The organism is Zestosphaera sp. (assembly GCA_038843015.1).
Classification (GTDB): domain Archaea; phylum Thermoproteota; class Thermoprotei_A; order Sulfolobales; family NBVN01; genus Zestomicrobium.
In genome coordinates, this window is the sequence record JAWBSH010000002.1 from 132,119 (window position 1) to 156,734 (window position 24,616).

Below are 24,616 nucleotides of genomic sequence, written 5' to 3' on the forward strand. Positions count from 1 at the left end.
TTAACCACCACCCACTACTAGCTCTTTAATAAGTATGTGCGGACCTCCGTCACCTACTCTCACCATTTGAGAGTCTTTGCCACACCCTCCGAAAACTGACGTAGTTATTCTCAGGTCTCTGCCCACTGCTTCCACACCTCTTAACGTATCAAGTATAGAACCGGAGACCACAACTCCTCTTACAAGTCCTCCTAACTCGCCATTTTTTATAACTCTTGAAGGACCTGCTGAGAAGGTGAAGGTGCCTGCACCCGTATCTACCTGACCCCCGTTACTTCCTCTACCAACTAGGTATAAGCCTTCCTTAACTTCTCTAATCATCTCTTCAAGACTCCATTCACCCGGCGTCATGAAAAAGTTCGTTTGTCTTACGATAGGCATGTGTGTGAAGTCTTGGGCTCTCCCATTACCTGACACTGGTAGATTAAGTCGTGCCGCACTCTCTCTATTAGTTAGGAAAGACTTGAGCAACCCCTTCTCAACTACTACAGTTCTCTTCTTAAGGTTGCCTTCATCGTCAAACGGAACGTAATAACCTCCTTTAACGACTCCTTCATCAACTATCGTAACCAATGGTGAAGCTACTTCCTCGCCAAGTCTGTTCTTGAGTATTGAAGTACCTGAAGCTACTAGATCACCCTCTGTTGCGTGTCCGAAAGCTTCATGAAGTATTAGCCCAACCATTTCCGGATCAGCAATAACTCGCGTTCTCCCAGCAGGAGGCAGCGGAGCTTTAACCGCTTCTTTGGCGAGTTTACTAACTTCCTGCGCAAATTCCTCCCAATCTCTTCTCTCAATGAATTCCCAACCCGAGACTGAAGACTCCTGATTATAAACTCTCTCCATAGAGCCTGACTCAACAGCAACACTTAGGTGCGCTACTCCAGTCAGGTAAGACTCATACTCGAGTTCTACTCCATCAGAGCTCACTACGTATCTCCAGTCACGCTGAATACCGAGCCTACTTACAGAAGATTTTATTCCCTCAATGCTTAGTCCCGCCTTATTAGTTCTAATCAGAAACTCTGCTTTAACCTCATCTGGGACTTCTTCTGGTCTGATTTCCCAAGAAGACGTGTATTTACCCCTACTAGACTCTCTCTCACCTAGAACTCCAACTTTTCTAGAAACACGGGCGGCTGCAATAGCTCTAGAAACAGTTTCTCTAATACTATCTTCATCTAACTCATTAGAAGAAGAAAAACCGAAACTACCGTTGTAGAGGACTCTAATACCTAGTCCTGCTCTATAAGTCCTTGAAAACTCTCTTAAGACACCATTATCAACAGTAATTAACTCGTACAAGATTAACTGTGTTCTAACTTCAGCATAAGAAACTCCTGAAACCTCAGCTATTCTTAAGGCTCTCAGAGCTACATCCTTTAACACTAACTACACCATAAAAATTTTCATCCGACGTAAATAAATTCGTCACTCGCTCGGGAATCATATAGAGAAACCATACTTGTTAACGTACACGTAATACGCCGCGACACCCAAAATAAGAAATAATGTGTTGATTATGTTACTACTAGACCTGAATAGTCTGAGAGCCACTGGCGTCTTGACGAGAGGATATAAAGGCCTGAAAGGCATTTTAGTTAGTAAATCGCCTAGCAGGTGTGTTATGAAAGCAATTAAAAACGAGAAAGTTACTACCTCGAAGCTAAAACCTAAGTAGCTTGCTATGTAGCCAGCCGTCAGGGAAATAATTAAGCCGAAGAAGATATTGTGAGTTATTTTTCTATGTGGTAGCTCAAGTCTCAAGTCTATGTCTGGCAAAGAAGAAAGAACTGAGGAAGCAATCAAGATCCTGTTAATCTCTACTCCCGATAAATTTATCAAGTAGAAAAGAGTTGACGTAACGAGGAGGTTAAAACCCAGGTGTCCTCTCCAATCCAATATCTATACCTCGTCTACTCAGTATTTGATGGAGGGAGGAGCTAGCTCACCTCTCAAATATTTTTCGAGTCCTTCCTTAACAGTGCCCTTAAACCCTTGAATAACCTCAACACCAAGAACTAGCAGATAAGCTCTGCTAAAGTCATCAATTAAGTCACAAATTACTACATTCCCCTTCTTTCTCCTCACTATTGACGCAGGAGACTCATAATCTTTCACATCAACGTAGCTCAACTCGTTAACGCTCCCATCATCGGACACTTCAGCAAGAACTAGATAACGTGTGTCTTTGAAGCTTTCATTAATTAGTGATTGAAGGCCCTCATACTTGCTAACAGGAAATACTATCCTTAGCAGTCTTCTAACACCTAAATATTAAGTATGAAGTAACAAATTTAATTTAAACTATTACGTACTAGTGTTTTTAATTTCTCACTCCCTAGATGCTTAGGGATACAAGTGAAGATACTAGTGTCAAACGACGACGGATACTTAAGTCCTGGACTTTACTTACTTGCAGGGTCTGTTGAAGACTTGGGTGAGGTAGTTATAGCTTCTACAGAATTTCCTAGGTCGGCTACCGGCCGAGAAATAACTTTCAATAGACCACTCCGCTTATCAAAGAAGAAGTGGCTTAACTGGCATGTTTACGTGAGCGACGGGACACCAATAGACTCACTACATTTAGTTATTGAAATACTTAAGTTCAAGCCTGACCTAGTTTTATCAGGTATTAACGTAGGCGATAATTTATCACTCCAACACATATTCTACAGTGGCACCGTAGCTATAGCTATTGAAGCTGCGCTAATGGGCATACCGGCGATAGCATTCTCCTCAGACGTAGAAAGTTTCGAAGACTTTGAACAGGAATCTTTCAAGAGGGTAAGCACCACAATAGCTAGAAGAGTGGTGGAGTACGTCGCCAGAAGAGGGCTACCTAGCGGCGTAGACGTCCTCTCAATTAACATTCCAGTCAAGTTCAGGAACTGCATTCACGTAGCAAGAGCCACTAAAATTAGGTGGGAGGCCTCGTACAAGAAGAGTATAGACCCTAGAGGCAGAGAGTACTACTGGTTGGCCGGTATAAGGAGCGTCGCAGAACCTGAAAGTGACGTGAGCTTATTTGAAGAGGGTTGCGCCACGATAACCCCCCTAAAAATAAACCTGAACGTAGATCAGGAAGCTCTAGAAAAGCTAGGTGAGCTCAAAAACTTATTCGAGATCTTATAACCAATGATAGTCGCTCTACGCAGGATCATGAGTACCTTTCGAGCCCGGTGACGTGAGGCGCGCATCCACGTCTTTCAAGACTCATCCTCGAGCAACTCTAAGGATAGTCCGTCATCGCAACCCGGAGTTAGCAAAACAACTAAACACATCAGAGCTACGGAACCCCAGTAAGTGAGGTTTGGATACCTATACCTGTGATATCAAATATTTAGGTTATGCGCTATAGTATTAGGGGGTTAGTCTATGTTTAAGGGAATAATAACTCCGATGATAACGCCCTTCAATAAAAACTACGAGATAGATTATGTGGCTGTTGAGTGGCTAATTAATCATTTAGTTAGAGGTGGTGTAAACGGCGTCTTTCCAAACTCAACTACCGGGGAGTCAGCCAGTCTCTCATTAGAGGAGAAGAGGAAGTTGATAGAGAAGGTAGTCGAGTTAGTTAATGGGAGAGTTAAAGTTCTGCCAGGTATAGGTGGCAACACCACGTTGGAAGTGATAGAGCTTGGTAAATTTGCTAAGGACTTGGGTGCTGATGGCGGCATAGTAATAACGCCTTACTTCTTCAAGCCAACGCCGGAAGAGCTTAAGAAACATTACGGTAAAATCGCTGAGTCGTTAGATTTTCCTCTCTTTATATATCATTTCCCAGCGTTGACAGGGGTCTCACTGCCAGTGCAGGTAGTCAAAGAGTTAGCTCTTGAGTATAGCAATTTAGTAGGAATTAAAATAACTCATGATAGTCTTACATACCTTAAGCAAGTGATATGGGAAGTTAAGGAAGTTAGGGGTGACTTCTCAGTATTTTCAGGTCTGGATCAGTACCTCTTAATTAACTTAATGATTGGTGGTGACGGGGGTGTCGTAGCGCTATCTAATTTAACTCCTAAGCTCCATAAAAGCATCTACGACGCCTGGCTTTCAGGAGATATAGCTAAGTCCTACAGCCTCTACATGAAGCTCTTGAAACTCTCTAAGTTGATAGAGTTAGGGACCTCGACTATAGCGGCGGTTAAGGCATCACTCTCGATTGTGGGGGCACCTATAGAACCCGTTCTAAGACCACCACTAAGCAGAGAGAAAGAAGAGTTCATCAGGTTCGCAAAAGAACTACTAAGTGATTTTATTAACTACATTTTTTAACGCTCAAATTCTCTTAACATATAGTTCGTTATTTGAGATAATCAGTTCTATAAAGTCTTCGTTCACCAGCCACGCTATATAAGATTTAAGAGCTGAAACAGTCAGAAGATAATTAATCGTAGTTTGAGGAGTTAAAGCTAAGTCTCTTAAGACGCGTTTAATTAATTCATTAAGAGTGAGTCCGCTATTAACGTTCTTTAAGATTACGTTCTTTATATTAGTTATGACCTCAATGTTTGAATTCACTAGTTGCCGAGCTTCTTCTTTCTTAAGCATATTACCGTGAGAAGGGACTAATACCTCATAATTCTTTAGTATATCGGTATCAAGTTTCTTAAGAGTCTTTAGGGCTTCTTGCACGTTTAAGTGGTAAGGGACTACATACTTCTTTATAATCTCATTAGGGAAGAATGCGTCAGCAGAGAATAACACGTTACCAACTCCTATGCCAATCATACCAATACTATGGCCTGATAGGTCCTCAAGTTTCAAGAAAGGATATTCTTTAATCAGCTTACTAACATCCTCGACAGGAACGCCTTCAGCCTCAATCACGTGTTTCCTCAAGTTTTCTGGAGGGTACGCACCGTACAAGTATATTACCTCAGTTAAAGGCAACTCAATAAAAGGTTTCTCAGTAATTGTTGAATAGAAGGTTGCATTACTCCTCTCTAAAATTATCTTGTTACCACCTATATGGTCTGCGTGAGAATGCGTGTTTATCACAGCTTTAATTTTTAGACCAGCGTTTTTTAGGATATTGAATAATTTCCTCCCATGATCTCTACTAACCCCTGTATCGACGACGAGGCATTCCTTGTCCTCAACTGTGATCACGCCAACGTTAGTGCGTCCTTCTAAAACATATACGTTATCAGAAACGTGAGCGAGACTCATAAAACACTCCTCATATTAATACTAACGAGTAGAAATTATAAAATAGAGATTTATGGGACGTACTGAGGAGTAGGTTAAGTTTAGTTCTTTGGCAGTTTAAGGTTAGAAAATACGTGTTTTAATAAAAATTGTTTTGTTTTTAATAAAAAATTAGCAGGTCGTGTTGCTTAAGTATGCGTTGATGTCGTTCAATAAGTTGCTTAGTCTGGCTCTAACTACGTACATGCTTTGCGGGACGGCATCTAATAATTCCTCTACAAAAGTTTTCATCGCTTTCAATATGTTTAAGTATGTCTGGCAAGAGATTCTCCCACTACTGTGTAAAACGTTTAACGTATTTAATGACTCTTCAAGAACAGTTATTCTCCAGTTAAGCTTGAGTGATGTCCCTACGTAGACCCCAATTAATCTTTGCACACGCTCCTTAACACGTTCTCTAACTCTCCAGGCTATGTTTTTAATTTCTTCTAACTCGCTTTGCTTCCACCTAGCTAAACTCTTTAACTGGTCGAAGAGAGGCTGCACCTCCTCTAATGCGTTAGAGAGTATTATGAGAGCAGTATCTGGATCGTTATTTTCTAAAGCAGTTCTAGCATCATTAACGCTGTTCTTTAAAGTCTTAGCTATTTCCTCACTTATGTTTAGGATCTGAGAGGAAACCGTGTCATTGCTCGCGTATGGTCTTAAACGCTCAATTAAAGCTAGTATGAAGTCTGTTTTCTTAGAGGCGGCGTTAAGGTGTTCCATAGCTTCCTCATAGTTTGACGCTTCTATAGATTCAGCCGATTCATTAACTATGTGAATTAACGCGTTGACCTGAGCTACTAGAGACATTAAAACTCTTTCATTACATACTGCAATAACCCACTTAGCTCTTAATTCTATCCTCAACGCTCTATTAACGTCCTTAATAATCCTGTCAACCTCGACAATGATTTCTTTAACCCTTGTTACGTTGCCTTCGGCTAGTGCTTGCTTACCTTCCTCAACTAACTCAAGTGCTTTAGATATGTTGTTTAGAACCCACTCAGGAACTTCTATACCTCTTTCAGCTAACCACTTTACTGTCGCGTTTAGTGCTAGTATCACTTTTTCTCTCACGCGAAACTGAGCTTCAGTTCTTCTCACGGCGAAGTCGTCCTTGACTGTCGGAGGTAGATTCTGGATTACGTAAACATACACGGGAGTTACTAGCCTAGTAGCTTGAAGCACCTTACTCAAAGCCTCAGTTAAGTTCGTGTTCTTAAGTTCTCTCGCCTCATTTATAAGGTTCTCTGCCTCCTCAATAAGTGATGTCATGTTGTTATCTAGGGATATGTTATAGGCTTCAGCGAAGCTTCTAATCCTACCTATTAGCAACTCAACTCTAGATATCAAGACTTCTACAGCGTGTTCGGGTCCTCTGCGAGTCTCCCCGACCGTCTCAGTACCCTGAGCAGCTGCTATTAACGAGAATGCTGGGATGACTGAAGCTCCAATAACTAGCAACAGAGCAAGACCTGCGAGCTTCTTCTTACTAGTTTTCACCTGGTCTCACCTCACTAAAGTTCTCTACAGTATTTAATATTAGTAATACTGTGAAACGCTACTGCAATACGTTGCAATACACGACTCTAACTCTTAGAGCTCCTTAACTCATTAATCCTCTCTTCTATCTTCTTTATGCGTTGACGAAGGAAAGACAAAAGTCCCTCGAGGTACATTATCTCTTCCTCCTTGCTATAGGATTCAAGTATTTTAGGAGCCAACCACCTCCAGTAGCAACCCCTGAAAACCCATTCTGAGTCCCTATAAGGAAATCTCTGGTCTGGAGTGAGACTCTTAGGCCAGTAACTATATTTCCTCCAACCCAAAATAATCACCTCTGAAACACTTGTTGAAACACCCTGAAACACAGACTACTGGCAGAGAGACCCCCTACTTCCTTCTTGCCTGAGCCTTTTTATGTATTATGATACTAACAAAGTAGCAAGTTACTTATAAAGAACACCTACTTAGTAAAATGCGGTGATGTAGTAAGTGAGCGCTCGTCTTAAAGTAAGTGTTTTCTTGAGTTTGTTCTTGCTTGCTAATCTATTATCAGCTAATACTTACTACGCTGCTACACAGCCAAGCATGACTAACTACTATCTGAGTACAGACGGGTCTGTGCTAGTTGAGTTGATATTCTCGAATGTCTCACAACAGGTTCTGGAAGTCTCACTAGAGCAAGGTTTCGACGCGTCAACACTTCAAGCCGTAGACTCGGATGGAGCTTTCTTACCGGTTGACTTAGTTGGGGATAAGGCAGTCGTTAATGTGGTGAGTAGTGTTGAGTGGGTTAAACTCTTGTATGTCATCGTCAACAACGCTGAAATAACTGACGACGTCGTCTTTAAGTTTAGGTTGAGACCTCAAGGTGACTGCACCGTATATGTGCCTGGAGAGTTCCTGCTACTAACATACTCTGGTAATCCAGTGATAGACTTAGTCGGTGAGACTTTACTGCTAGAGTATAAGGGGAGTGAGGTAGTGGAGATTACGGTCGTGATGCTTCAGCCGGCTACACATGCCACTACTAGCTTACCTCCTAGCCAGCCCGGAGCTGAAGGCAACCTTACAACCGTCATTGCAGTCTCAGTAGTAATCATTTCAGTCTTGGTTTTTGTTTTTCTATACTTAAAGAGTAGAAAGCATAAGTAGTTTTGTTCTACGAGACCTTAAGTTTAGACCTCATATTCAGGCCTTCAAGAAAGAATAGAATGAAAGCTACTATACTTAAGACTAGTAACAATATCTTATCTGAAGTTATGGATCTATCAACTATAACTGCGTATGCTTGACTCAGGCTAACACCCAAGAAAAACAATGAATAGATTAAGAGTCTCGGCATTAGCTTCCTCCCTAAGAACACGTAACCTTCTAAAGGAATAATCTTAACGACTACGTAGCCATCCCCCCTCTTACCAATAACTCCTAAGTCTTCTAGCCTCTTAAGATGGTAGTACACGCTACTCACAGGCATATCTAGTGATCTAGCAATGTCTCTAACTCCTCTAGGGTCTTTAGACTCAAGGAGATAAACATATATCTTGAGAGCAGTCCTACTTAAGTCTTCAACTTGAGCACTCATCAACTATGCCACTAATATTGTTACGTAACTCTCACTAAAAAAGAGGTTGAATTTCCTCAGTGTTCTAATATTCGAACAATAGTGTTCTAGGTATAGAGTTATCTAATCTTAAACCAAGAAGTTTGTTGAGGTGATGTAATGAAGCGAGAAATCTTCATAACACTAGCCGTGATGTCTCTAGTTATTGGCGCGTCTCTACCTCTCATTATGAGTAGTATTTTCGGCGAGACTTACAAATCCGTAGAAACTAGAACTGTACCGGCATATCAGTTTAGTAGCTCTTACGGCGGTCAACAGATAAACGTTTCCTTAACATCAGGAGATTTAAGGAAGTTTAGTAGTTATGAGGAGTTAGCTCAGTATTTGAGCTCTTCATTGAGTCTAAATACACTAGTTAATCAACTAGTCTACCCTTATAACTTGCCGCGAGTGGTGGGCGTGCCGATGTTAGCAGAGGTTGCGACTACTTACACTATCTCACAACAACAAGCAGTAACTTCTAAAACTAACGTTCAGGTTGAGGGTATTGACGAACCAGACATAGTGAAAAACAACGGTGAGTTAATGGTAGTCGCTTCAGGTAATAAGGTATTTATTGTGAGTGTCGCCGGAAAAACCGTCTTGAGTATTCTTGTTTTAGAAGAGTATGTGAGTGGTTTATTCCTCTACAAGGACGAGCTAGTAGTCATTACTGAAGCACAGACGAGATATCCGATAATTCCCGACTTAGAGTGTAGGTGTTTCATGATACCTCCTGGAACTCCTAACGTGTATACGTATATATACAACATCAGTAATGCTAGCAACCCAGTCTTACTAAGTAAGATTACCATAACTGGTAGTATGTTGAGTTCGAGGCTTTCAGGAAACCACCTGTATGTGGTAACCAACACGTATGTTGGCGAACCTATATTGCCTTTAGTTAATGAGGAGCCTGTGCCGCTAGAAACTCTAGTAGTAGTGGATGTTATACCCAGCTCATACACGCTAATACTGGCGTTGAATCTTGAGAGACTGGATTACGCGACCTACACGTTCTTAACCGGTGGTGGTAGCTGGCTCTACATGTCTCTCAATAACCTCTACGTAGCTCGTGAGAGTAGGTTTAGCTTTCTTAACGCGTACATACTCGCGTTAAGGACTTTCGCTAACTACATGCCTAACGAGACAGCGAGCAAAGTAATTGAGCTAATAAATAAGGGTTGGCTAGACGTAGCTCGTGAAAAAGTTGAGGACTATCTTTTAAGCATGGATGAGGAGAGCCGCAAAGAATTACTTAATAAGGTAGTTAGTGATGTCAATAAAGAACCTAAGTATGACACGACCACGTTTTACGTCTTCTCTGTTGAGGGACTTACGATAAGTTTAAGAGGATTCTTCAACGTCTCAGGACACCTCCTTGACCAGTTTGCTATGGAGGAAGCAGACAATTACTTCATAACTGCTACGACAGAAAATAATTACTCGGTAGTAGTATTGTTTGAGCCTCTAGTCAAGACCTACACCACGACCAGCAGGGAAGTAAAGACTCAAGAAATAGTCATTCAGGAATGCTCTGTTAGTGGGTGTGTGTCGAGAAACATTCCTATAACTAAGTGGGACATGCCGCAAGCCCCCTACGAATACACCAGACCTGCGTTGATCGTGTACGTGTCTGTCGTCGGTGAAACCAGCAACAACGTGTTCGTAGTCGACTTAATGAGTCTCCAAATAGTGGGTTCTTTAACAGGTCTTGCTCGTGGAGAGAGGATATACTCAGCTAGATTAGTAGGCGGTATCTTCTTCTTAGTCACGTTCAGGCAGGTAGACCCGTTATTCGCTATAGACATTTCAGACCCTAATAACCCGCGCGTTCTAGGTTTTCTTAAAATGCCTGGTTTTAGTGAGTACCTGCACCCATTATCTGGAGACAGATTGTTGGGTATAGGTGTTGAGGGGTCTAACTTGAAGATATCACTCTTTAACGTTACAGACCCTACCGACATGAGTGAGATCTCAAAGATTACAGTGTACTCTGCGTGGTCTCAAGCCCTACACGATCATCACGCAGTAACGATATATCCAGAGAAAGAGCTACTCATGATTCCCATAACTAGTTATGCTACATATTACGTATCTAGTGGTGCTTTAGTAGTGAGTTACGAGAGTGACACGCTGAGAGTTAAGGCGGTGCTTCCTCACGAATACTGCTTACGGGTAGCTTACGTAGGTGATGAATTGTTCACGATTTCACCGAATCTCATAAAGATATTTGACGCTAACACTTACGAGGAGTTAGGTCAAATAATTCTTGAAAAATAACCTATTTATTTTTAGTCTAATAAAGTCTTTAAGGATAATTAGGTACTGCTGGAGGTAGCTTAGCTCTTCTTGAGTAGATAGTATTTAATATTCTATGAAGTATAATCAACAGTATTATTCCGATTGGTAGCAGTATTAGCGAGCTCGTTATCCCTAAAGCTAGCAACGCGTAGAGCACTATTCCTACGAATCCTGCTGTTACTGCATAAGGTAATTGCGTTGAGACGTGGTCTATGTGGTCTGAGGCAGAGAACATAGACGACATTATAGTCGTGTCACTTATCGGCGAGCAGTGATCTCCGAAGATGCCGCCTCCAAACACGGCTCCTATAGAAGCAAAAGTGACTAAGTACGCAACACCTACGTTGTCTGGATATTGAAGTAGCGCTAATTGCCAAGCCATGGGCACAGCTATAGGCATCATGACGCCGAAAGTTCCCCAGCTAGTGCCTGTAGTAAATGATATGAACATCGAGACCATGTATATTATTAGCGGGACTAGAAACGCTGAAAGCCCTACTGTTACCGCCCCGTGAATTACGTACTCGGCAGTGCCTACTGCGTCAGTTGCTGATTTAATACACCACGCGTGAAGCAAGATAGTGTTAGGTAAAACCATTAAGTACATTCCCCTAATAGTCTGCTTCATTACTTCTCTGAAACTCATTATCCGTCCTAACAGCACCCAAGCAAACGTGACTAGGTATGTCGCCATGCCAGCCCAAAAGAGTGCTTTAGCAGTGTCTGCATTCATTAATGCTTCTGTGAAAGGTGTCTCCCAGAACCTACTAAGTTCTTCGGCGCCCGTAGCCCACATTCCTAGTAAGGTAACGAGTACTAAAACTATCATAGCTATCGCGAATAACCATCCTGAGGCCTGCTTCCTATACTTTGGTTCCGCACCTAAGACTTCTTCTGTAGGTAAAAGAGGGGTTGCGCCGTCTCTGATTACTTTTCCTTCCTTTACTGCTCTCCACTCAGCCTGGAGCATGGGTCCGTAATGTCTTCTAGTGAGCACTACTAAGAACACTAGTATTATCGCTAGTATAGAGTAGAAGTGGTAAGGAACTGCATTTAGCCACATCATATAAGCCTCATACTCAGGCGCGGCACTTATTACTCCTGCCGCAGCTTGCTCTCTTAAAGTATCTATGGAGTCTTTTATTAATCCCACTTCATATCCTATCCAAGACGAGACTAACGCTATGCCGGCTATTGGCGCTGCTGTAGAGTCCACTATATAGCTTAATAATTCCCTACTAACTCTGAGTCTATCAGTTACAGGCCTCATAGAATTACCTACTATGACTGTATTGCCGTAGTCGTCAAAGAATACTGCAACACCTAAGAGTGAAGCTCCGAAAGTAGCTCCTTTAGAACTCTTAATCCTTTTAGATATTGACTTAGCAGCTGAGTGTACAGCGCCTGACGTGTATAGAAGTCCCATAAACGCTCCTAAGATGAAGTCGTATAAGAGTATCGCAGCATTCCAAGGGTCTGTCGCGTTTTGTATGTACCAGTCAATCAGCTGTATCGTGCCGCCTACCGGGTTATACCCGGCAATCATTAAAGCACCTACCCACACACCAGCAAACAAAGCAGGAATGATTTCCCCAGTAGCCATGGCTAAAGCTATTGCTAGTAACGGTGGCAGTAGTGGGAACGTCACGTAGGGGAACCTCTTATCTTCAGGCATAAACTCTGCTTGAGGTGGTGTATAAGCGATTAAAGCAATTATTATTACTAGCAAAACTATGACTAGCTTAAGGATTTTTCTATTCACGCGTAACACCTTATTTGGTATTATCAATAATTAATTACGTAGCACTAACTTAAAAAGTTTTTGAGTGTGCTAGAGTTCGTAGAGTGGGAGACTTAAACACGTTACGCCGCCATCGCATTTCCTAAACTCAGAAACATCTACTTCAATGACTCTATAGCCTTCTCTCCTCATTCTCTCAGCAGTTCTAGGATACCCCTCAGGAACGAGCACCCTATTATCGCCTAAGTACAACATATTAGCAGCGTAAGCTTCCTCTAAATCCACGCGAACGAGTCTGAAACCATCAAAATATGATGGGTTAACATACTCAGGCACTATGACTAGGGTTTTATTACCAACGTAGTTGACGGCTGAGAGTAAATGAAACACCTTACTAGTAGGCACTGCAATAACTTTGAACTCTCTGAAGAAGCTCCTCAAAATCTCAGCTCCACCCAGGTTTGTTCTGCTAGTAATCCCAACAAACACTACTCCTTCACTGGTGATTAAGACATCACCGCCTTCTAGCGTAGCTGGTTCTACGACGTCTGTGATAGTGAACCCCCTCTTACTCAAAAACTCTCGGACACTCGATTCCTCTCCTCTCCTACTAGGTTCTCCAAACCTAGAGATTAAGGCATGTTTAAGAGAAGCTCTCACGACAGCAGTATCCTGAACAAATACCGAGTCCGGGAAGCCTTCAAGTTGCGGTAATTTATAAACTTCAATACCTTCTTCTTGGAGGATCTTCACATAATTATCGTGTTGCTTAAGTGCTAACCTGTAATCTACGGTAGTTCTTAACGGGTGAGTCGACACACACTTAGTAAGTTCTTTGACTGGAGGTCTTACTATAACTGAACCATACAGTTTACTACGCCGACTCAACACACTCCCCCAAATCTAATCATTCCAGTATTTATTTGTTGGTTGTAAATCTTTGGAAAGCAACTTAATAACTTCTATTAAGGATATTTTAGTGGTGAAGTTATGTGAAGAGTCCTTCATTTGAGGATATGAGCAAGCTTGAGAAGGAATACTCTAAAAGATTAGTTGACTCGGCTAAAAACGTCAAAAACCTAGTAGTTAAGACTGTCATGACTGCCGTAGCTCAAGACTCTCTTAAGCATTCTATGATATACGAAGCAATAGCAGAGTTGCTTAAGGAAGAAAGACCCATGATTAGCGAAACCGAGTTAGATGAAATAGCTGGTGAGATTGAGCACCATATAAGAACTGAAGAAGAAATGATTAAATACCTGAGAGAAGTCTTGGAGAAAGGAGTTGAGAATAAAGCTATGAAGTTCTTCTTAGAGACTCTCCTCAGAGACGAGTTATATCATCACGCACTACTTAAGCAAGTTCTTGAAATGATAGTGCGTAAAGAAGCTCTTACTGAATCAAATCTGTGGGAGTTAGTCTGGCGGGAAGCGATGTTTCATGGAACTCCAGGTGGCTAGAGATCTAAACAGAAAATGCTAGACTTATTAACTTTATCGTAGTAAATACATTGGTGACTTTAAATAATGTCGTACGAATTAATTAAGAAAGCTCAAGAGATAGAAGAGAATGCTGTTAGCTCCTACTTCCACGCTCTCAGAATACTCAGGCTTCAAGGCACGGAACTACAGGATCTTGAGAAAGTTGTTAAGAAAGTAGCTATAGATACTCTAATTCACAGAGAATTAATGAAAGGAGTGCTTAAAGCTTACGAGGAAGCTATTAAAAAAGAAGCAGAAATTATGAAAGAATTAGAAGAGATGAAGCCTTCTGCTAAAGAGAAAGCCATCATAACAAAAATTCTCAGAGAACACTTAATCATAGAGAGTGAAATGATTGATAACTATAAGAAGCTAGCGCAAGAAATGCCGTACACAGTACTCAAGGAATTAGCAGAGTCTCTAGCTAAGAACGAAGAAGAACATCATAAGCTACTTATATCTTTAATAAAGAAATACGAAGAATAATTTTTAGATAGTAAATTCCTTAGTTTAGTATTTAGTTTTTTACTTTTCTGATAAGCTTAGCTAAGTCTCAGCAACTCACTGAAACAGCAAGACTTCTTGTCCTGTATTTCGACAAAATATAAAAACCCTTTTTAGACAATTGTTTTGGTGACTAAAACGAGAAACAAAGATAAGGTAATCAACACTTTGAAAGCGATAAGAAGATTCTATGAGAGGATTGGCTGGAGAGATAAGGTAGATGAGATAGACGAGATATTCATGAACTCCATAGAAGAGTTCTCGTATTAGTTTTCTTTTTGCAGTCAGAATTATTATATTCCCACATACACATTCTCATAACTCACCTTGAGGTAACGTATTCCTTAAAAGTACGTTCATGCATATCCTAAAACTTTATTAGTTTGCTTCGAGAGATTCTCTCTGAGTCTATTCACTCACTAGCACTAGATGCTTAGATTCTAGCTAAATAATGCTTATGTAATGAGATACGAAATTAAGAATGAAGTAAACATAATCAGCGCAAGATAAGCTAATACCACAGTAAATACCTCTCTCCGTGTTGTCGGCATTTCCTTACCTATAAGGATTCTCGCAGGGTATGCAACTACATTCTTTAGAACCTTAGGCATCAAGATCATGAAGGGTGTGTGCTCTAAGTAGCAAATATACTCATCACCTAACTTACTCCTCAACTCAACTTCCTCAACTAGCGCCGCACCCAGAATAATCGCGGTAGCTACTACCCAAGGCAGGCCAGGCACTGGCGGAGACCATCCTCTGCCCTCCTCAACTGCACTAGCCAGAGACAGAAAACCGTAACTCCATACTATGAATCCTAAATACTGAGGATGTCTTGAGAACTTGTAGACTCCCCCAACACTAAGAGTTCTTTTTTGTAGTCTATCATTTACCCACGTCATCACGCCCAAGAAGAAGACTGTCAACCCGACTATCATGATCGCGAAACACACCGGAACGAAAAAATCACCGCTTAACTCAGGCACTACTAACTTAGCTACCCACGTAACTAAAGTGTTGATTGCCCACATGGGAACATACGTAATCAAACCAAGTCTTATAAAGACTTCCGAATCTATAAACGGAAGCCACAGTAGCCTCAACACACCAATACCTGCTAGGAAGAACATCGTGAAGGCGAAATGCCCTATTGTTGGCAAGTAGAGAGTCAATGAACCAAGCAATGACAACTTAACCTTATTAAGCAGAAACCCGGCACCTATAATAATAACAACACACACTAACCCCACGTAACCAAAGATTCTTAAACCTGACTCTAACTCTTGACACCTAGGAAAATCTGACAAGAGTATACAGTCAGGAATAAAACCAAGCATCCAATTATTAACTACCTTAATAACTTCTATTGACGCATACACTAAAGTTAACGAAAATAATGCCGAGAAAACTACAGATATCAGCAACTCACGCTTACCCAAATAATCACCCAAATCAAAATGCTGAAAAGATAATAAAAAATAAGATGAACCTGAAGCATCATATAATTACTCATAACTTATTTTTAACTATGTTTTTCAAGAATATATATGAGAGGTGTCTTAACTGAGTTTTAGCGAGGACCTCTTAATTAAGTTGGTCGATGAGGGAAGTGCTGCAGGGGCTTCTTACGTGGAAGCGCGTTACCAGAGTGATTATGGAGTCTTAGTTTCTATGAGAAACGGTAAAGTAATAGGTGTAGGGTCTTTTAAAGAAGAGGGTGTCGGGATTAGAGTTTTAGTTGATGGATCTTTAGGATTTGCGGCAACTAACAACCTAAGTGCAGAGGGTCTTAGCAAAGCTCTCGAGAAAGCTATTGTGAGGGCTAGGTCAGTAGCTTCTTTAAGAAAGAACGTTATCAGATTTAGTGAGGAGAGAGTTGGTAGAGCTTCTTACGAAGTCGTGACAAAGATAAAATTAGAGGACGTGAGTGTAGAGAGTTTGATGAGTTTGGGTAAGGAAGTATTTAAAGTCTTAAGCGAGTCTGTTAGTCAGGTTAAGCTTCCGGTCTGTGTGTTCAGTGCTGAGACTCACACTCAAGAAAAACTAATCATTACATCAGACGGCGCTTACGTTAAGTCTAGAGTTCCTAGGATGTATGTCTCAACTAATCTGGTACTCCTCCACCCACAGAAGGGCACCTTACAGAGAATGAAGGAATTTGGTAGTTCTGGTGGAGGCGAATTACTTGATGTGTGGAAGCCTGTTGATGCCTTAGCAGAGGAAGTCAAGAAACTTGAAGTAGTCTTAGTAAATGGTACTGAACCTCCTAAAGAGCCTGTCGACGTGGTTGTGGGCTCTGAGATAGTGGGGTTGTTAGTCCACGAATCAGCCGGACACCCCATGGAAGCTGACAGAATATTAGGACGTGAAGCCGCGCAAGCCGGAGAATCGTACGTTAAGCCAGAGATGATCGGTGAATTCAGGATAGGCAATGAGTTGGCTACAGTAATTGAGGACCCTACAATACCCGGTAGTAACGGCTTTTACTTATATGATGATGAGGGAGTCCCGGCGAGACCTAGATATCTCTATAAAGAGGGCATAATAAATGAGGCACTACATAACAGACACACCGCAAATATTTTCGGCATTAAAAGTAATGCTGCAGCAAGAGCAATGAACTATGCGTCAGAACCTATAATACGTATGAGTAACACATATTTCAAACCTGGAAAAATGAGTTTCGAAGAACTTATAGAAGACATCAGCACAGGTGTCTTCATAAAGTCTTACATGGAGTGGAACATAGACGACATAAGGTGGAATCAAAGATATGTAGGTCTAGAAGCCTACATGATAAGAAACGGCGAGTTAGCCGAGCCAGTTAGAAATCCCGCATTAGAGATAACTACTCAAGGATTTTACAGCAACGTGGTAGCCGTCGACAAAGAATTAAAGTTCTACCCAGGTACTTGTGGTAAGGGAGAACCCTCACAGGGGGTCCCTGTATGGTTTGGCGGTCCGAACGTCAGGATCGCTAAAATTAGATTGGGGGTGACTGCACGGTGAGTGAGGCTCTTGAGCTAGGAAGGGAAGTAGTTAGTAAGTTGAGAGAAAGCTATGATGACGTAGCAGTCCTTATGAGAACTCGCGATAGAGTTATGGTGAAGCTTTGGAATACCGAGCCTTCAGTAACTCAGAGTTGGCTAACTACGGACGTGTCCTTGCTACTAACTAAAGCGAGGAAAGTATTAATACTAGAATTCTCTGTTGGGAGACCTGAGGAAGTCCTTAAAGCTATTGAGAAGATATCAAGTGTTGTTGAGAGGGTTGAGGAGTCAGAACTCTATGCCCCCCTACCAGAACCGCAGGAAGTTAAGCCTATCGAGGGACTCTTTGATACTAAAGTAATTAACGCGATGAAGGACCCAGGTATACTAACTAAGTTAATGGTTGATGCAGCTTTATCTGAGGGTGCTGAGAGAATTGCAGGTACTCTAACTTTAAGCAGTGATGAAAGAGTCTTAGTTACTAGCAAGGGATTTGAGAAAAGTGAAAAGAAAACGTTAGTTGAGGCTTACTTAAGAGTATTTAAGAACGAATTCAGTGGTCATTGGGCTTACGGATCAACACATGTGAACGAGGGGGAAATTAAGGAAGTCGGGAGGAAGGCTGGCTTATATGCTTCAATAACTAACAGTAGAGCGGACTTGCAACCAGGCAAGTATGATGTGGTTCTTTCCCCGCTTGTAGTAGGTAACCTAATGAATTATGTGGCGTTCATGTCTTCAGCACTAGCAGTCCTAATGGGTTATTCGATGTTCATGAGGTTTAAACCCGGAGATAAGATAGCTTCAGAGAAACTCACGCTAGTAGATGTGCCAAGAGACCCCACCCTACCTAATGTAGCGTCTTTTGACGATGAAGGAGTCCCTACTTACAACAAACCCATAATAGAGAAAGGAGTGTTCTATAACTTACTCCACAACTCAGGTACGGCAACTAAGCTTGGAGTTAAATCGACTGGCAATGCTGGGTGGATAATGCCTAACCCGTGGAATCTGTACATGGAGCCTGGAAGTCTTAGAGAAGATGAGTTAGTTAGCGAGTTGAGAAACGGAGTAATAATAACGAACAACTGGTATACTAGATTACAGAATTACGTTGAGGGGACTTTCTCTACGGTCGCGCGTGACGCCACGTTATTAGTCAAAGATGGCGAGATAGTAGGTAATGTCGGCAGAATAAGGATAGCAACTAGTTTTCCAGAACTACTTAATAGTATTGAAGAATTGACTAGGCAAACGTATGACGTCACGTGGTGGGAAGTCAGAACACCTATTAGAGCACCGTATGTGCTTGCAAGAAATATTAATTTGACTAAACCCTACATATAGTTTTTCTTAGAAGTCGGTTACTCCGTACTCGCCTGAGAACTCGTCACCTACTTCCTCGGTTCTCCAGGCTTCAGGACATCCCTTGCCGTATCTTATTATAGGGCCTGCAAGCCTAGTTAATAACACGACTCTTGAAGGTATAGAATAAGACGCTACTCTGTAGCTTGTCTCATTAGCCAGCCTTCCCGCGAAGTCTAAGACTTCATTCATCGAGGGCATATTATCTCTACTTAATCTCTCAGTAGAGCCGCCTACGTGCATGTAAGCTTTTGGCTCTATGTAGGTTGGTGAAGCCTTATCTATTAATTTGGCGAACCCTCTGACGTCTTCCTCACTCATGTTAAATCCTTTGATTAAAGTTATTCTTAAGACTGTAGGTGATGAGAAAGACGGCAGTAGCTCTAAAGTCTCTAGAGTTTTCTCCCAGCCTCTACTCACTAGAGGCTTATTAAAGAAATTATACATCTCTCTACTCCAAGCCTCTAAAGACACGTATAGCTGAGTAGGTTCTTCCTCAAGAGACGCTAACACTTCAGGTCTTATACCTCTAGTTACTAAAAACGTGGTCAGACCCTTACCGTGGAAAACCTCAATCAACTCACCCAACCTGGGATATAACGTGGGTTCGCCGGTGAGTGAAATAGCTACGTGTTTTGGATTCATTGCTTCTTCCCACATTATCTTAGGGGCCACGTTCCTGTAGCCACTAACAGTTCTTCGATGTTCTTCTATGGCTAAGTCTGCTATCACTTCAGGGTCGTCTACGCTAGGCAACCTCATTAAGTCTTCATCTCTTAACCCCAGGTCTTGTGGCCTCACCCTCCAGCAATGAAGACATGCATTCCAGCACCAGAGAGTGGCTGGAGTGAACTGTATACACCTATGTGATTCTATTCCATAAAACTTGCACTTATAGCAAAACCTGCCCTGAGTTAAGGCGTTATGAACCCATAAACACTTCTTCACAGCTGAGTGAGAACCTATTAAGTGATATTTCTGGTTTTTTAACCTACTCATAACTAGAGTAAGAGGCTCTGTTTCCCCAGCCTCAACAGGTAGCCTTACAGTTCTCCTTATCACTACTCACCAAAAACTTGATGATTAGACAACTAATATACTAAACCTTATCTAGCCGGACTCTCGCTTACCCGCCTCCCATCTCTTCAAATAAGCGCTTAAAGACTCACTCATTCTCTGCGGATCTAAATAAAGCTCGCTAGCATTTAGTTTTCTAAGTATCTCGAAAGCTTTTTCAAGTATTTTATTCTCGTCTTCTTGTCTAGCCAGCTCAAATAATGTCTCGCTAAAAGACCACGGGTAATATATCCAGACCCACTTCTCAACACGTTCGACGTAGTAGTCAGGCACGAAAGAACTAGAAGTTTTGTAGTGTAGTACTGCAGTCTTAACCTTGAGAGCGCCTAACCCATTAACTAACCTAACTATTCTCGACATCGTAGTTCCAGTGTCAACCACCTCATCAACGATCAGGACCTTCTTGTTCTTGAGTTCTATCCCACCATAATAGCTAATTTCAGGCTCTTCTAGTATCCTACCGCCAACGCCCCAAAACCTAGACCTCACGACGTGAAAGTCGTCTACCCCGATCACGTCACTAACTATGCGTGCGGGAACTAATCCACCCCTAGATATAGTTACTACGGTGGTGAAATCCTCTCCTGAGTCAAGAATGATCTCAGCCAGCCTATAACACATGCTTAAGGCAGTACTCCAAGGCAGGTAGAGAACCTCCATTGAGACCTCCCTCAACACGGCTCTATAGTGCTGGGAGGCTTAGACGTTATAGCATACGTTACAGTAGTGACTTTACTTAAGCTGGAAGTTATTCTTCTAGACATAATATCAAGAACTTCGTGAGGTATTCGAGCCCAGTCAGCCGTCATCCCGTCAGAGCTTTCCACTATCCTTATCGTCAGAATATACCCTTGATCTCTCTCATCACCTTTAACTCCTACCCACATATCGTCGCCAACGACTGCAAAGGCCTGCCATACTGAGTCGTGAAGGTTATACTCTCTTAACGTATCCTCAACTATCTTAGAAGCTTTCCTGACTATCTCTAACTTCTCTTTAGTGAATTTCCCTACAATCCTCACAGCTAGACCAGGTCCTGGGAAAGGATGTCTCTTCAGTAGAGCTTCAGGAATGCCTAAGAGCTTCCCTACCTCCCTAACCTCATCTTTGTAGAGGTACTTTAGCGGCTCAAGTATCTTTATCTTAAACCAAGAAGGTATTCCCCCAACATTATGATGCGTTTTAATTTTTCTTGAGCCACTCACGACACCGCTCTCTATGACATCCGGATACGTGGTGCCCTGAATGAAGTACTTAATCTCTGGGTCATTCTCGATTAATTCTTTAAAGATCCTGACGAATTCTTCACCTATTAGCTTCCTACGCTCCTCGCAGTCAGAAACTCCTTCAAGGAGCTTTAAGAATCTATCTTCCGCGTTTACGTAGAGCGGCTCTATACCTAAGCTTCTTAAGTTACTTAAAACTTCCTCTACCTCACCTTCTCTCAAAAGCCCGTGATTAACGAAAACCGCAATTAACTTATCTTTAAATACTCTCTTAGCTATCAAGGCAGATACGGTAGAATCCACACCACCACTAACAGCGATTAACGCCTTATCATTGGTTCCTACCTCCTTCATCATTTCTTTAGTCACGTATTCGACGTAATTACCGAGTGACCAGTTTCTCTCAGCACCAGTTATTTTGAGGAAGTTCTCGAGTAGTTGCGAGCCCTTCACAGTATGCTTAACCTCAGGGTGGAACTGAACCCCATAAATCACATTACCTTCATGAAATACCTTGAAAGCCGCAACACACTCGTTCTCTGTTAAAGCGAGAACCTCACCTAGACTAGAAAGTGAAGTAACACACTCGTTATGACTCATCCAAACATGCTCGAATTCATTCCAACCATCAAATATGGGGTCACGCTTCACTATTTTTATCTTGGTACGCCCAAACTCTCTTTTCTTTTCTATAGTGCCTCCAAACAGCTTAGCCAATAATTGATGACCAAAACATATGCCGAGAATAGGCTTGTTGCTACCGAGGATTAATTCACTAAACTTTTTAAGCTCGACTTCCTCAAGCTCACTAACACTTAATGGACTGCCTGACAAGACTAAGGCTTTAGACCTTAAAATAATAGTCCTATCTACAGACTTATAGGGAACAACACTAGTATAGACTCCTAATTCTCTAAACCTTCTAGATATTAAGTGAGTGTACTGGCCCCCTAAGTCTATCACAAGAATCCCGCCAGTAAATTCTCCCCCCACTCTAATCCCTCCTATAATTTAATCACACATAATATTAAATGTTTGACTCCAGCACGTGTAGTGACTCACTTCAATTAACATGAACAAGTTAATTAGTTTATGCAGAAGCATAACACCTCTCTTAACAGGACTCAGTAAAAAACCTAAAAGCTCTGAAGTATGGCTCTACCAGCAATAACCCCCGTAGCAGCAGCTATGTTTAAGCCTCTTGAGAGTCCTGCTCCATCACCAGCCACGAAAATGCCTTCAACGCTAGTCTGTAGGTTTCTGTCAGCTTTAACTCTTAGGCTGTAGTATTTAATTTCAGGCGCGTAGAGTATCGTTTGTGGCGAGTAAAGCCCTGGATACAGGATATTCAGTCTCTTGATAGCTTCGAGCAAGTTAACTATAACCCTATAGGGGAGGACAACCCCTATATCTCCAGGTGTTACATTCTTTAAAGTAGGTGTCACAATACTTCTCTCTATCCTCTCCCACGTGCTCCTCCTACCTTTCTCTAAGTCACCTAGTCTCTGAATTATTGGTTTACCTACACCTACTCGGGTAGCCATCCTAGCTATAGACTTGCCAAGCTCTGTAGCGTCAGAATAAGGGTCAGTAAGCTTTATCGTGACTAATAGAGCGAAGTTAGTATTTCTGGATTTCAGATTTCTATAGCTAACCCCGTTAACTCCGATAGTACCGTCTTCGTATTTTTCTTGTACTACGAATCCTCTAGGGTTTGTACAGAAAGTCCTGACTTTATCGTCGTAAAACTTCGTGTAAAGCACTATCTTGGGGTCTGGATTTATTGTGGTCACGTCTTCAGTTACGTATGAGGGGACCTCTACTCTAACACCAACGTCTAGAGGTCCTGGCTCGTACTCTATGTTCAGAGTCTTAAGTATTTTCTGAAACCACGTGATTCCTCCCCTACCTGGTGCTAAGAGAATTCTACGAGCTGTGAACTCCCCCTGACTAGTACTCAGTTTGAAGTTGCTATCATGCTTCATTACCTCAGCAACACTTGTCTCTGTAAATATCCGCACACCCTTCTTTTCTAGGTAGGTACTTAAGTTATCAATGACTCTAATCATGACGTCAGTTCCTACAATCCTTTGAGGTGTTGGTATGTATTTGGCACCAGCTTTAGCAGCAAGCCTCTCAAGCAGAGTTATTTTTTCTTTGTCCGGCACGTAGAGAGTGTCTTCAGGTACTCCAAAAGATACGAAGATCCTGTCAACGTATCTTACTAGTTCCTCGGCGTAATCCCAGTCATTAACTAGCTTGTCTAAGTCTCCCCCAATGTCAGGTCTTAAATTAAGTGTCCCGCTGCTTAACGCGCCAGCACCTCCTATACCGTAGGTCACGCTACATACTCTACAGTTAAGACACTCTGCTTTGTTGTTTGGTATGTGAGAGTTCCCGTTATTCGTTTTGATGGCTAGCGGGCATTTCCTGTCAGTCACTTTCTTTCCTTTATCGAAGATCGCTACTCTCAAGCTACTTCCTGCGTTGCTCACTATCTCTAGGGCGGCCATGAGTCCCGCAGGTCCTCCGCCAACTATCGCTACATCGAAGTCCCTCACGTCACAACACCTAAGTCTTTCCTCCTATCAATCATGTGAGTAACGTCATCCCCCGTGCCTATGAGCGTCACCGGCGTCTTCACCGCGTCCTCTAGGTCTTCTATCCATCTTTTGGCTTCAGGAGGTAGTTTACTCCACTCCCTAACCCTAGCCGAAGACGGGAAAACCTTGTCAAGACACGTGAGCGCTACTTGAGTAGCTGAGTTAAGTATTACGGCTCTCTTAGCTAGGTTGTAGTCGAAGGGGGCAGCTCTTCTTATTCTTCCTGTGACAGAGGCTCTCTCCATCCAGCCCCTACTAATGACTTCATCGATAGATAATTCACCGGGTAGAGGACCGCCCCCAACTCTAGTAACGTAAGACTTAAAAACTACGATTATCTCATCAACGTACTTAGGTCCTAACCCAACCTCTGATAAAATGCCTGCTGCTGTAGTGTCTCTACTAGTTACGTAAGGGTATGTACCGTGATATAACGACAAGTAAGTGCCTTGAGTACCCTCAATCAATATACTGCCTCCTGAGTTAATGATTTTCCAAACTTCATCAACTAAGTCTACTAGGTAAGCCTCTAACTCAGGAAAGTCTTGAGCAAGCTTTAGTCTACGCATTACTCTGTCAACCATAGCTGCTCCAACACCCTGAAGAGTAGAACCTATGGAATTCCTAAGGTACTCGTCTCTCACTTCAGCCTCTACGTGCTTATCTTCTATGACTCCAGCATTCCTGTCTATAAAAACTCTTCCCGCAACACCTAAAGTAGTAACTTCTCTGAAAAACACGTCAAGCCTGATTAAAGACCCTGCACTAATATAAAGCTTGCAACTCCCGTTGACGAACGCTGAAGGAATTATCCTCAACTTAAACTCCTTACCACCCCAAAGTACTGTGTGACCCGCGTTAACAGAGCCTACTCTCACAGCCGCACTCACTTCATCGTTGAGAGCTAGGTAAGCAACTACCTTACCCTTACCCTCATCGCCGAAGAACCCTCCAACAACTACATTTAACACCTTACTCCCTAAATTAATTTATATTGAACAATATAAATGTTACTATTTA

The 24,616-nt window shown here is 42.1% G+C and carries 24 protein-coding genes; 9 read left to right on the forward strand and 15 right to left on the reverse strand.

Annotation, left to right across the window (positions count from 1 at the left end; all coding sequences use genetic code 11):
• From QXL29_02205 to QXL29_02215, 3 genes are read right to left on the reverse strand one after another with little or no spacing between them, the layout of a single operon-like run.
• On the reverse strand, nucleotides 1-1,389 hold the full coding sequence (locus QXL29_02205) for a TldD/PmbA family protein (GenBank protein ID MEM2283404.1): 1,389 nt from the start codon (nucleotides 1,387-1,389) through the stop codon (nucleotides 1-3).
• 57 nt (nucleotides 1,390-1,446) lie between these two features.
• Nucleotides 1,447-1,902 carry a metal-dependent hydrolase gene (locus QXL29_02210; protein MEM2283405.1) on the reverse strand — a complete coding sequence of 152 codons (456 nt, stop codon included), beginning with the start codon at nucleotides 1,900-1,902 and terminating at the stop codon, nucleotides 1,447-1,449.
• Nucleotides 1,903-1,920: 18 nt separating this feature from the next.
• On the reverse strand, nucleotides 1,921-2,163 hold the full coding sequence (locus QXL29_02215; protein MEM2283406.1) for a hypothetical protein: 243 nt from the start codon (nucleotides 2,161-2,163) through the stop codon (nucleotides 1,921-1,923).
• 198 nt (nucleotides 2,164-2,361) lie between these two features.
• Between QXL29_02215 and surE the strand changes: the two genes are divergently transcribed.
• Nucleotides 2,362-3,135 (forward strand): 5'/3'-nucleotidase SurE, encoded by a 774-nt coding sequence (surE, locus tag QXL29_02220; GenBank protein MEM2283407.1) that lies wholly within the window; start codon nucleotides 2,362-2,364, stop codon nucleotides 3,133-3,135.
• A 243-nt stretch (nucleotides 3,136-3,378) separates the two neighbouring features.
• Nucleotides 3,379-4,278 (forward strand): 4-hydroxy-tetrahydrodipicolinate synthase, encoded by a 900-nt coding sequence (dapA, locus tag QXL29_02225; protein MEM2283408.1) that lies wholly within the window; start codon nucleotides 3,379-3,381, stop codon nucleotides 4,276-4,278.
• A gap of 3 nt (nucleotides 4,279-4,281) precedes the next feature.
• On the opposite strand, the gene QXL29_02230 is transcribed toward dapA, so the two are convergent.
• The 3 genes from QXL29_02230 to QXL29_02240 form a co-directional block, all read right to left on the reverse strand.
• Entirely contained in the window at nucleotides 4,282-5,175 is an 894-nt protein-coding gene (locus QXL29_02230) for an MBL fold metallo-hydrolase (GenBank protein MEM2283409.1), read from the reverse strand.
• Nucleotides 5,176-5,325: 150 nt separating this feature from the next.
• Nucleotides 5,326-6,702, reverse strand: coding sequence for a hypothetical protein (locus QXL29_02235; protein ID MEM2283410.1), 1,377 nt, complete (start codon nucleotides 6,700-6,702; stop codon nucleotides 5,326-5,328).
• Between the two features lie 86 nt (nucleotides 6,703-6,788).
• Nucleotides 6,789-7,028, reverse strand: coding sequence for a hypothetical protein (locus tag QXL29_02240; protein ID MEM2283411.1), 240 nt, complete (start codon nucleotides 7,026-7,028; stop codon nucleotides 6,789-6,791).
• 166 nt (nucleotides 7,029-7,194) lie between these two features.
• On the opposite strand from QXL29_02240, the gene QXL29_02245 reads away from it, so the two are divergent.
• Entirely contained in the window at nucleotides 7,195-7,857 is a 663-nt protein-coding gene (locus tag QXL29_02245; protein MEM2283412.1) for a hypothetical protein, read from the forward strand.
• A gap of 7 nt (nucleotides 7,858-7,864) precedes the next feature.
• Here the strand turns inward: QXL29_02245 and QXL29_02250 are convergent, their stop codons facing one another.
• On the reverse strand, nucleotides 7,865-8,287 hold the full coding sequence (locus QXL29_02250; protein MEM2283413.1) for a winged helix-turn-helix domain-containing protein: 423 nt from the start codon (nucleotides 8,285-8,287) through the stop codon (nucleotides 7,865-7,867).
• 138 nt (nucleotides 8,288-8,425) lie between these two features.
• Here QXL29_02250 and QXL29_02255 point away from each other — a divergent pair, with 138 nt between their 5' ends.
• On the forward strand, nucleotides 8,426-10,588 hold the full coding sequence (locus QXL29_02255; protein MEM2283414.1) for a beta-propeller domain-containing protein: 2,163 nt from the start codon (nucleotides 8,426-8,428) through the stop codon (nucleotides 10,586-10,588).
• Between the two features lie 28 nt (nucleotides 10,589-10,616).
• Here QXL29_02255 and QXL29_02260 read toward each other — a convergent pair whose 3' ends face one another.
• Nucleotides 10,617-12,371 carry a Na+/H+ antiporter NhaC family protein gene (locus tag QXL29_02260; GenBank protein ID MEM2283415.1) on the reverse strand — a complete coding sequence of 585 codons (1,755 nt, stop codon included), beginning with the start codon at nucleotides 12,369-12,371 and terminating at the stop codon, nucleotides 10,617-10,619.
• A gap of 69 nt (nucleotides 12,372-12,440) precedes the next feature.
• Nucleotides 12,441-13,238 (reverse strand): arginine deiminase family protein, encoded by a 798-nt coding sequence (locus QXL29_02265; GenBank protein MEM2283416.1) that lies wholly within the window; start codon nucleotides 13,236-13,238, stop codon nucleotides 12,441-12,443.
• 104 nt (nucleotides 13,239-13,342) lie between these two features.
• Between QXL29_02265 and QXL29_02270 the strand changes: the two genes are divergently transcribed.
• The 3 genes from QXL29_02270 to QXL29_02280 all read left to right on the forward strand — a co-directional run bounded on the left by QXL29_02270 (nucleotide 13,343) and on the right by QXL29_02280 (nucleotide 14,605).
• Complete coding sequence (locus QXL29_02270; protein MEM2283417.1) at nucleotides 13,343-13,810, forward strand: ferritin-like domain-containing protein; 468 nt, start codon at nucleotides 13,343-13,345, stop codon at nucleotides 13,808-13,810.
• Between the two features lie 66 nt (nucleotides 13,811-13,876).
• Nucleotides 13,877-14,317: a ferritin family protein gene (locus QXL29_02275; GenBank protein ID MEM2283418.1), complete on the forward strand. Its 441-nt coding sequence runs from the start codon at nucleotides 13,877-13,879 to the stop codon at nucleotides 14,315-14,317.
• Between the two features lie 147 nt (nucleotides 14,318-14,464).
• Nucleotides 14,465-14,605 (forward strand): hypothetical protein, encoded by a 141-nt coding sequence (locus QXL29_02280; GenBank protein MEM2283419.1) that lies wholly within the window; start codon nucleotides 14,465-14,467, stop codon nucleotides 14,603-14,605.
• Nucleotides 14,606-14,790: 185 nt separating this feature from the next.
• Here the strand turns inward: QXL29_02280 and QXL29_02285 are convergent, their stop codons facing one another.
• Nucleotides 14,791-15,774: an isoprenylcysteine carboxylmethyltransferase family protein gene (locus tag QXL29_02285; GenBank protein MEM2283420.1), complete on the reverse strand. Its 984-nt coding sequence runs from the start codon at nucleotides 15,772-15,774 to the stop codon at nucleotides 14,791-14,793.
• A 154-nt stretch (nucleotides 15,775-15,928) separates the two neighbouring features.
• On the opposite strand from QXL29_02285, the gene QXL29_02290 reads away from it, so the two are divergent.
• Both QXL29_02290 and QXL29_02295 read left to right on the forward strand, forming a co-directional pair.
• Nucleotides 15,929-17,344, forward strand: coding sequence for a TldD/PmbA family protein (locus tag QXL29_02290; protein ID MEM2283421.1), 1,416 nt, complete (start codon nucleotides 15,929-15,931; stop codon nucleotides 17,342-17,344).
• Nucleotides 17,341-18,672, forward strand: coding sequence for a TldD/PmbA family protein (locus tag QXL29_02295; GenBank protein MEM2283422.1), 1,332 nt, complete (start codon nucleotides 17,341-17,343; stop codon nucleotides 18,670-18,672). Before QXL29_02290 ends, QXL29_02295 begins: the two co-directional genes overlap by 4 nt.
• Before the next feature lie 6 nt (nucleotides 18,673-18,678).
• On the opposite strand, the gene twy1 is transcribed toward QXL29_02295, so the two are convergent.
• The 5 genes from twy1 to QXL29_02320 all read right to left on the reverse strand — a co-directional run bounded on the left by twy1 (nucleotide 18,679) and on the right by QXL29_02320 (nucleotide 24,567).
• Nucleotides 18,679-19,752, reverse strand: a complete 1,074-nt coding sequence (gene twy1, locus QXL29_02300; protein MEM2283423.1) for a 4-demethylwyosine synthase TYW1 — start codon at nucleotides 19,750-19,752, stop codon at nucleotides 18,679-18,681.
• 48 nt (nucleotides 19,753-19,800) lie between these two features.
• Entirely contained in the window at nucleotides 19,801-20,442 is a 642-nt protein-coding gene (locus tag QXL29_02305; protein ID MEM2283424.1) for a phosphoribosyltransferase, read from the reverse strand.
• Complete coding sequence (gene guaA / locus QXL29_02310) at nucleotides 20,439-21,986, reverse strand: glutamine-hydrolyzing GMP synthase (protein MEM2283425.1); 1,548 nt, start codon at nucleotides 21,984-21,986, stop codon at nucleotides 20,439-20,441. The genes QXL29_02305 and guaA overlap by 4 nt, the downstream gene beginning before the upstream one ends.
• A gap of 143 nt (nucleotides 21,987-22,129) precedes the next feature.
• Complete coding sequence (locus QXL29_02315; protein ID MEM2283426.1) at nucleotides 22,130-23,554, reverse strand: NAD(P)/FAD-dependent oxidoreductase; 1,425 nt, start codon at nucleotides 23,552-23,554, stop codon at nucleotides 22,130-22,132.
• The gene (locus QXL29_02320) at nucleotides 23,551-24,567 is read right to left on the reverse strand and encodes an adenylosuccinate synthetase (GenBank protein MEM2283427.1); all 1,017 of its coding nucleotides are present in this window, start codon (nucleotides 24,565-24,567) and stop codon (nucleotides 23,551-23,553) included. The genes QXL29_02315 and QXL29_02320 overlap by 4 nt, the downstream gene beginning before the upstream one ends.
• Nucleotides 24,568-24,616: the final 49 nt, after the last annotated feature.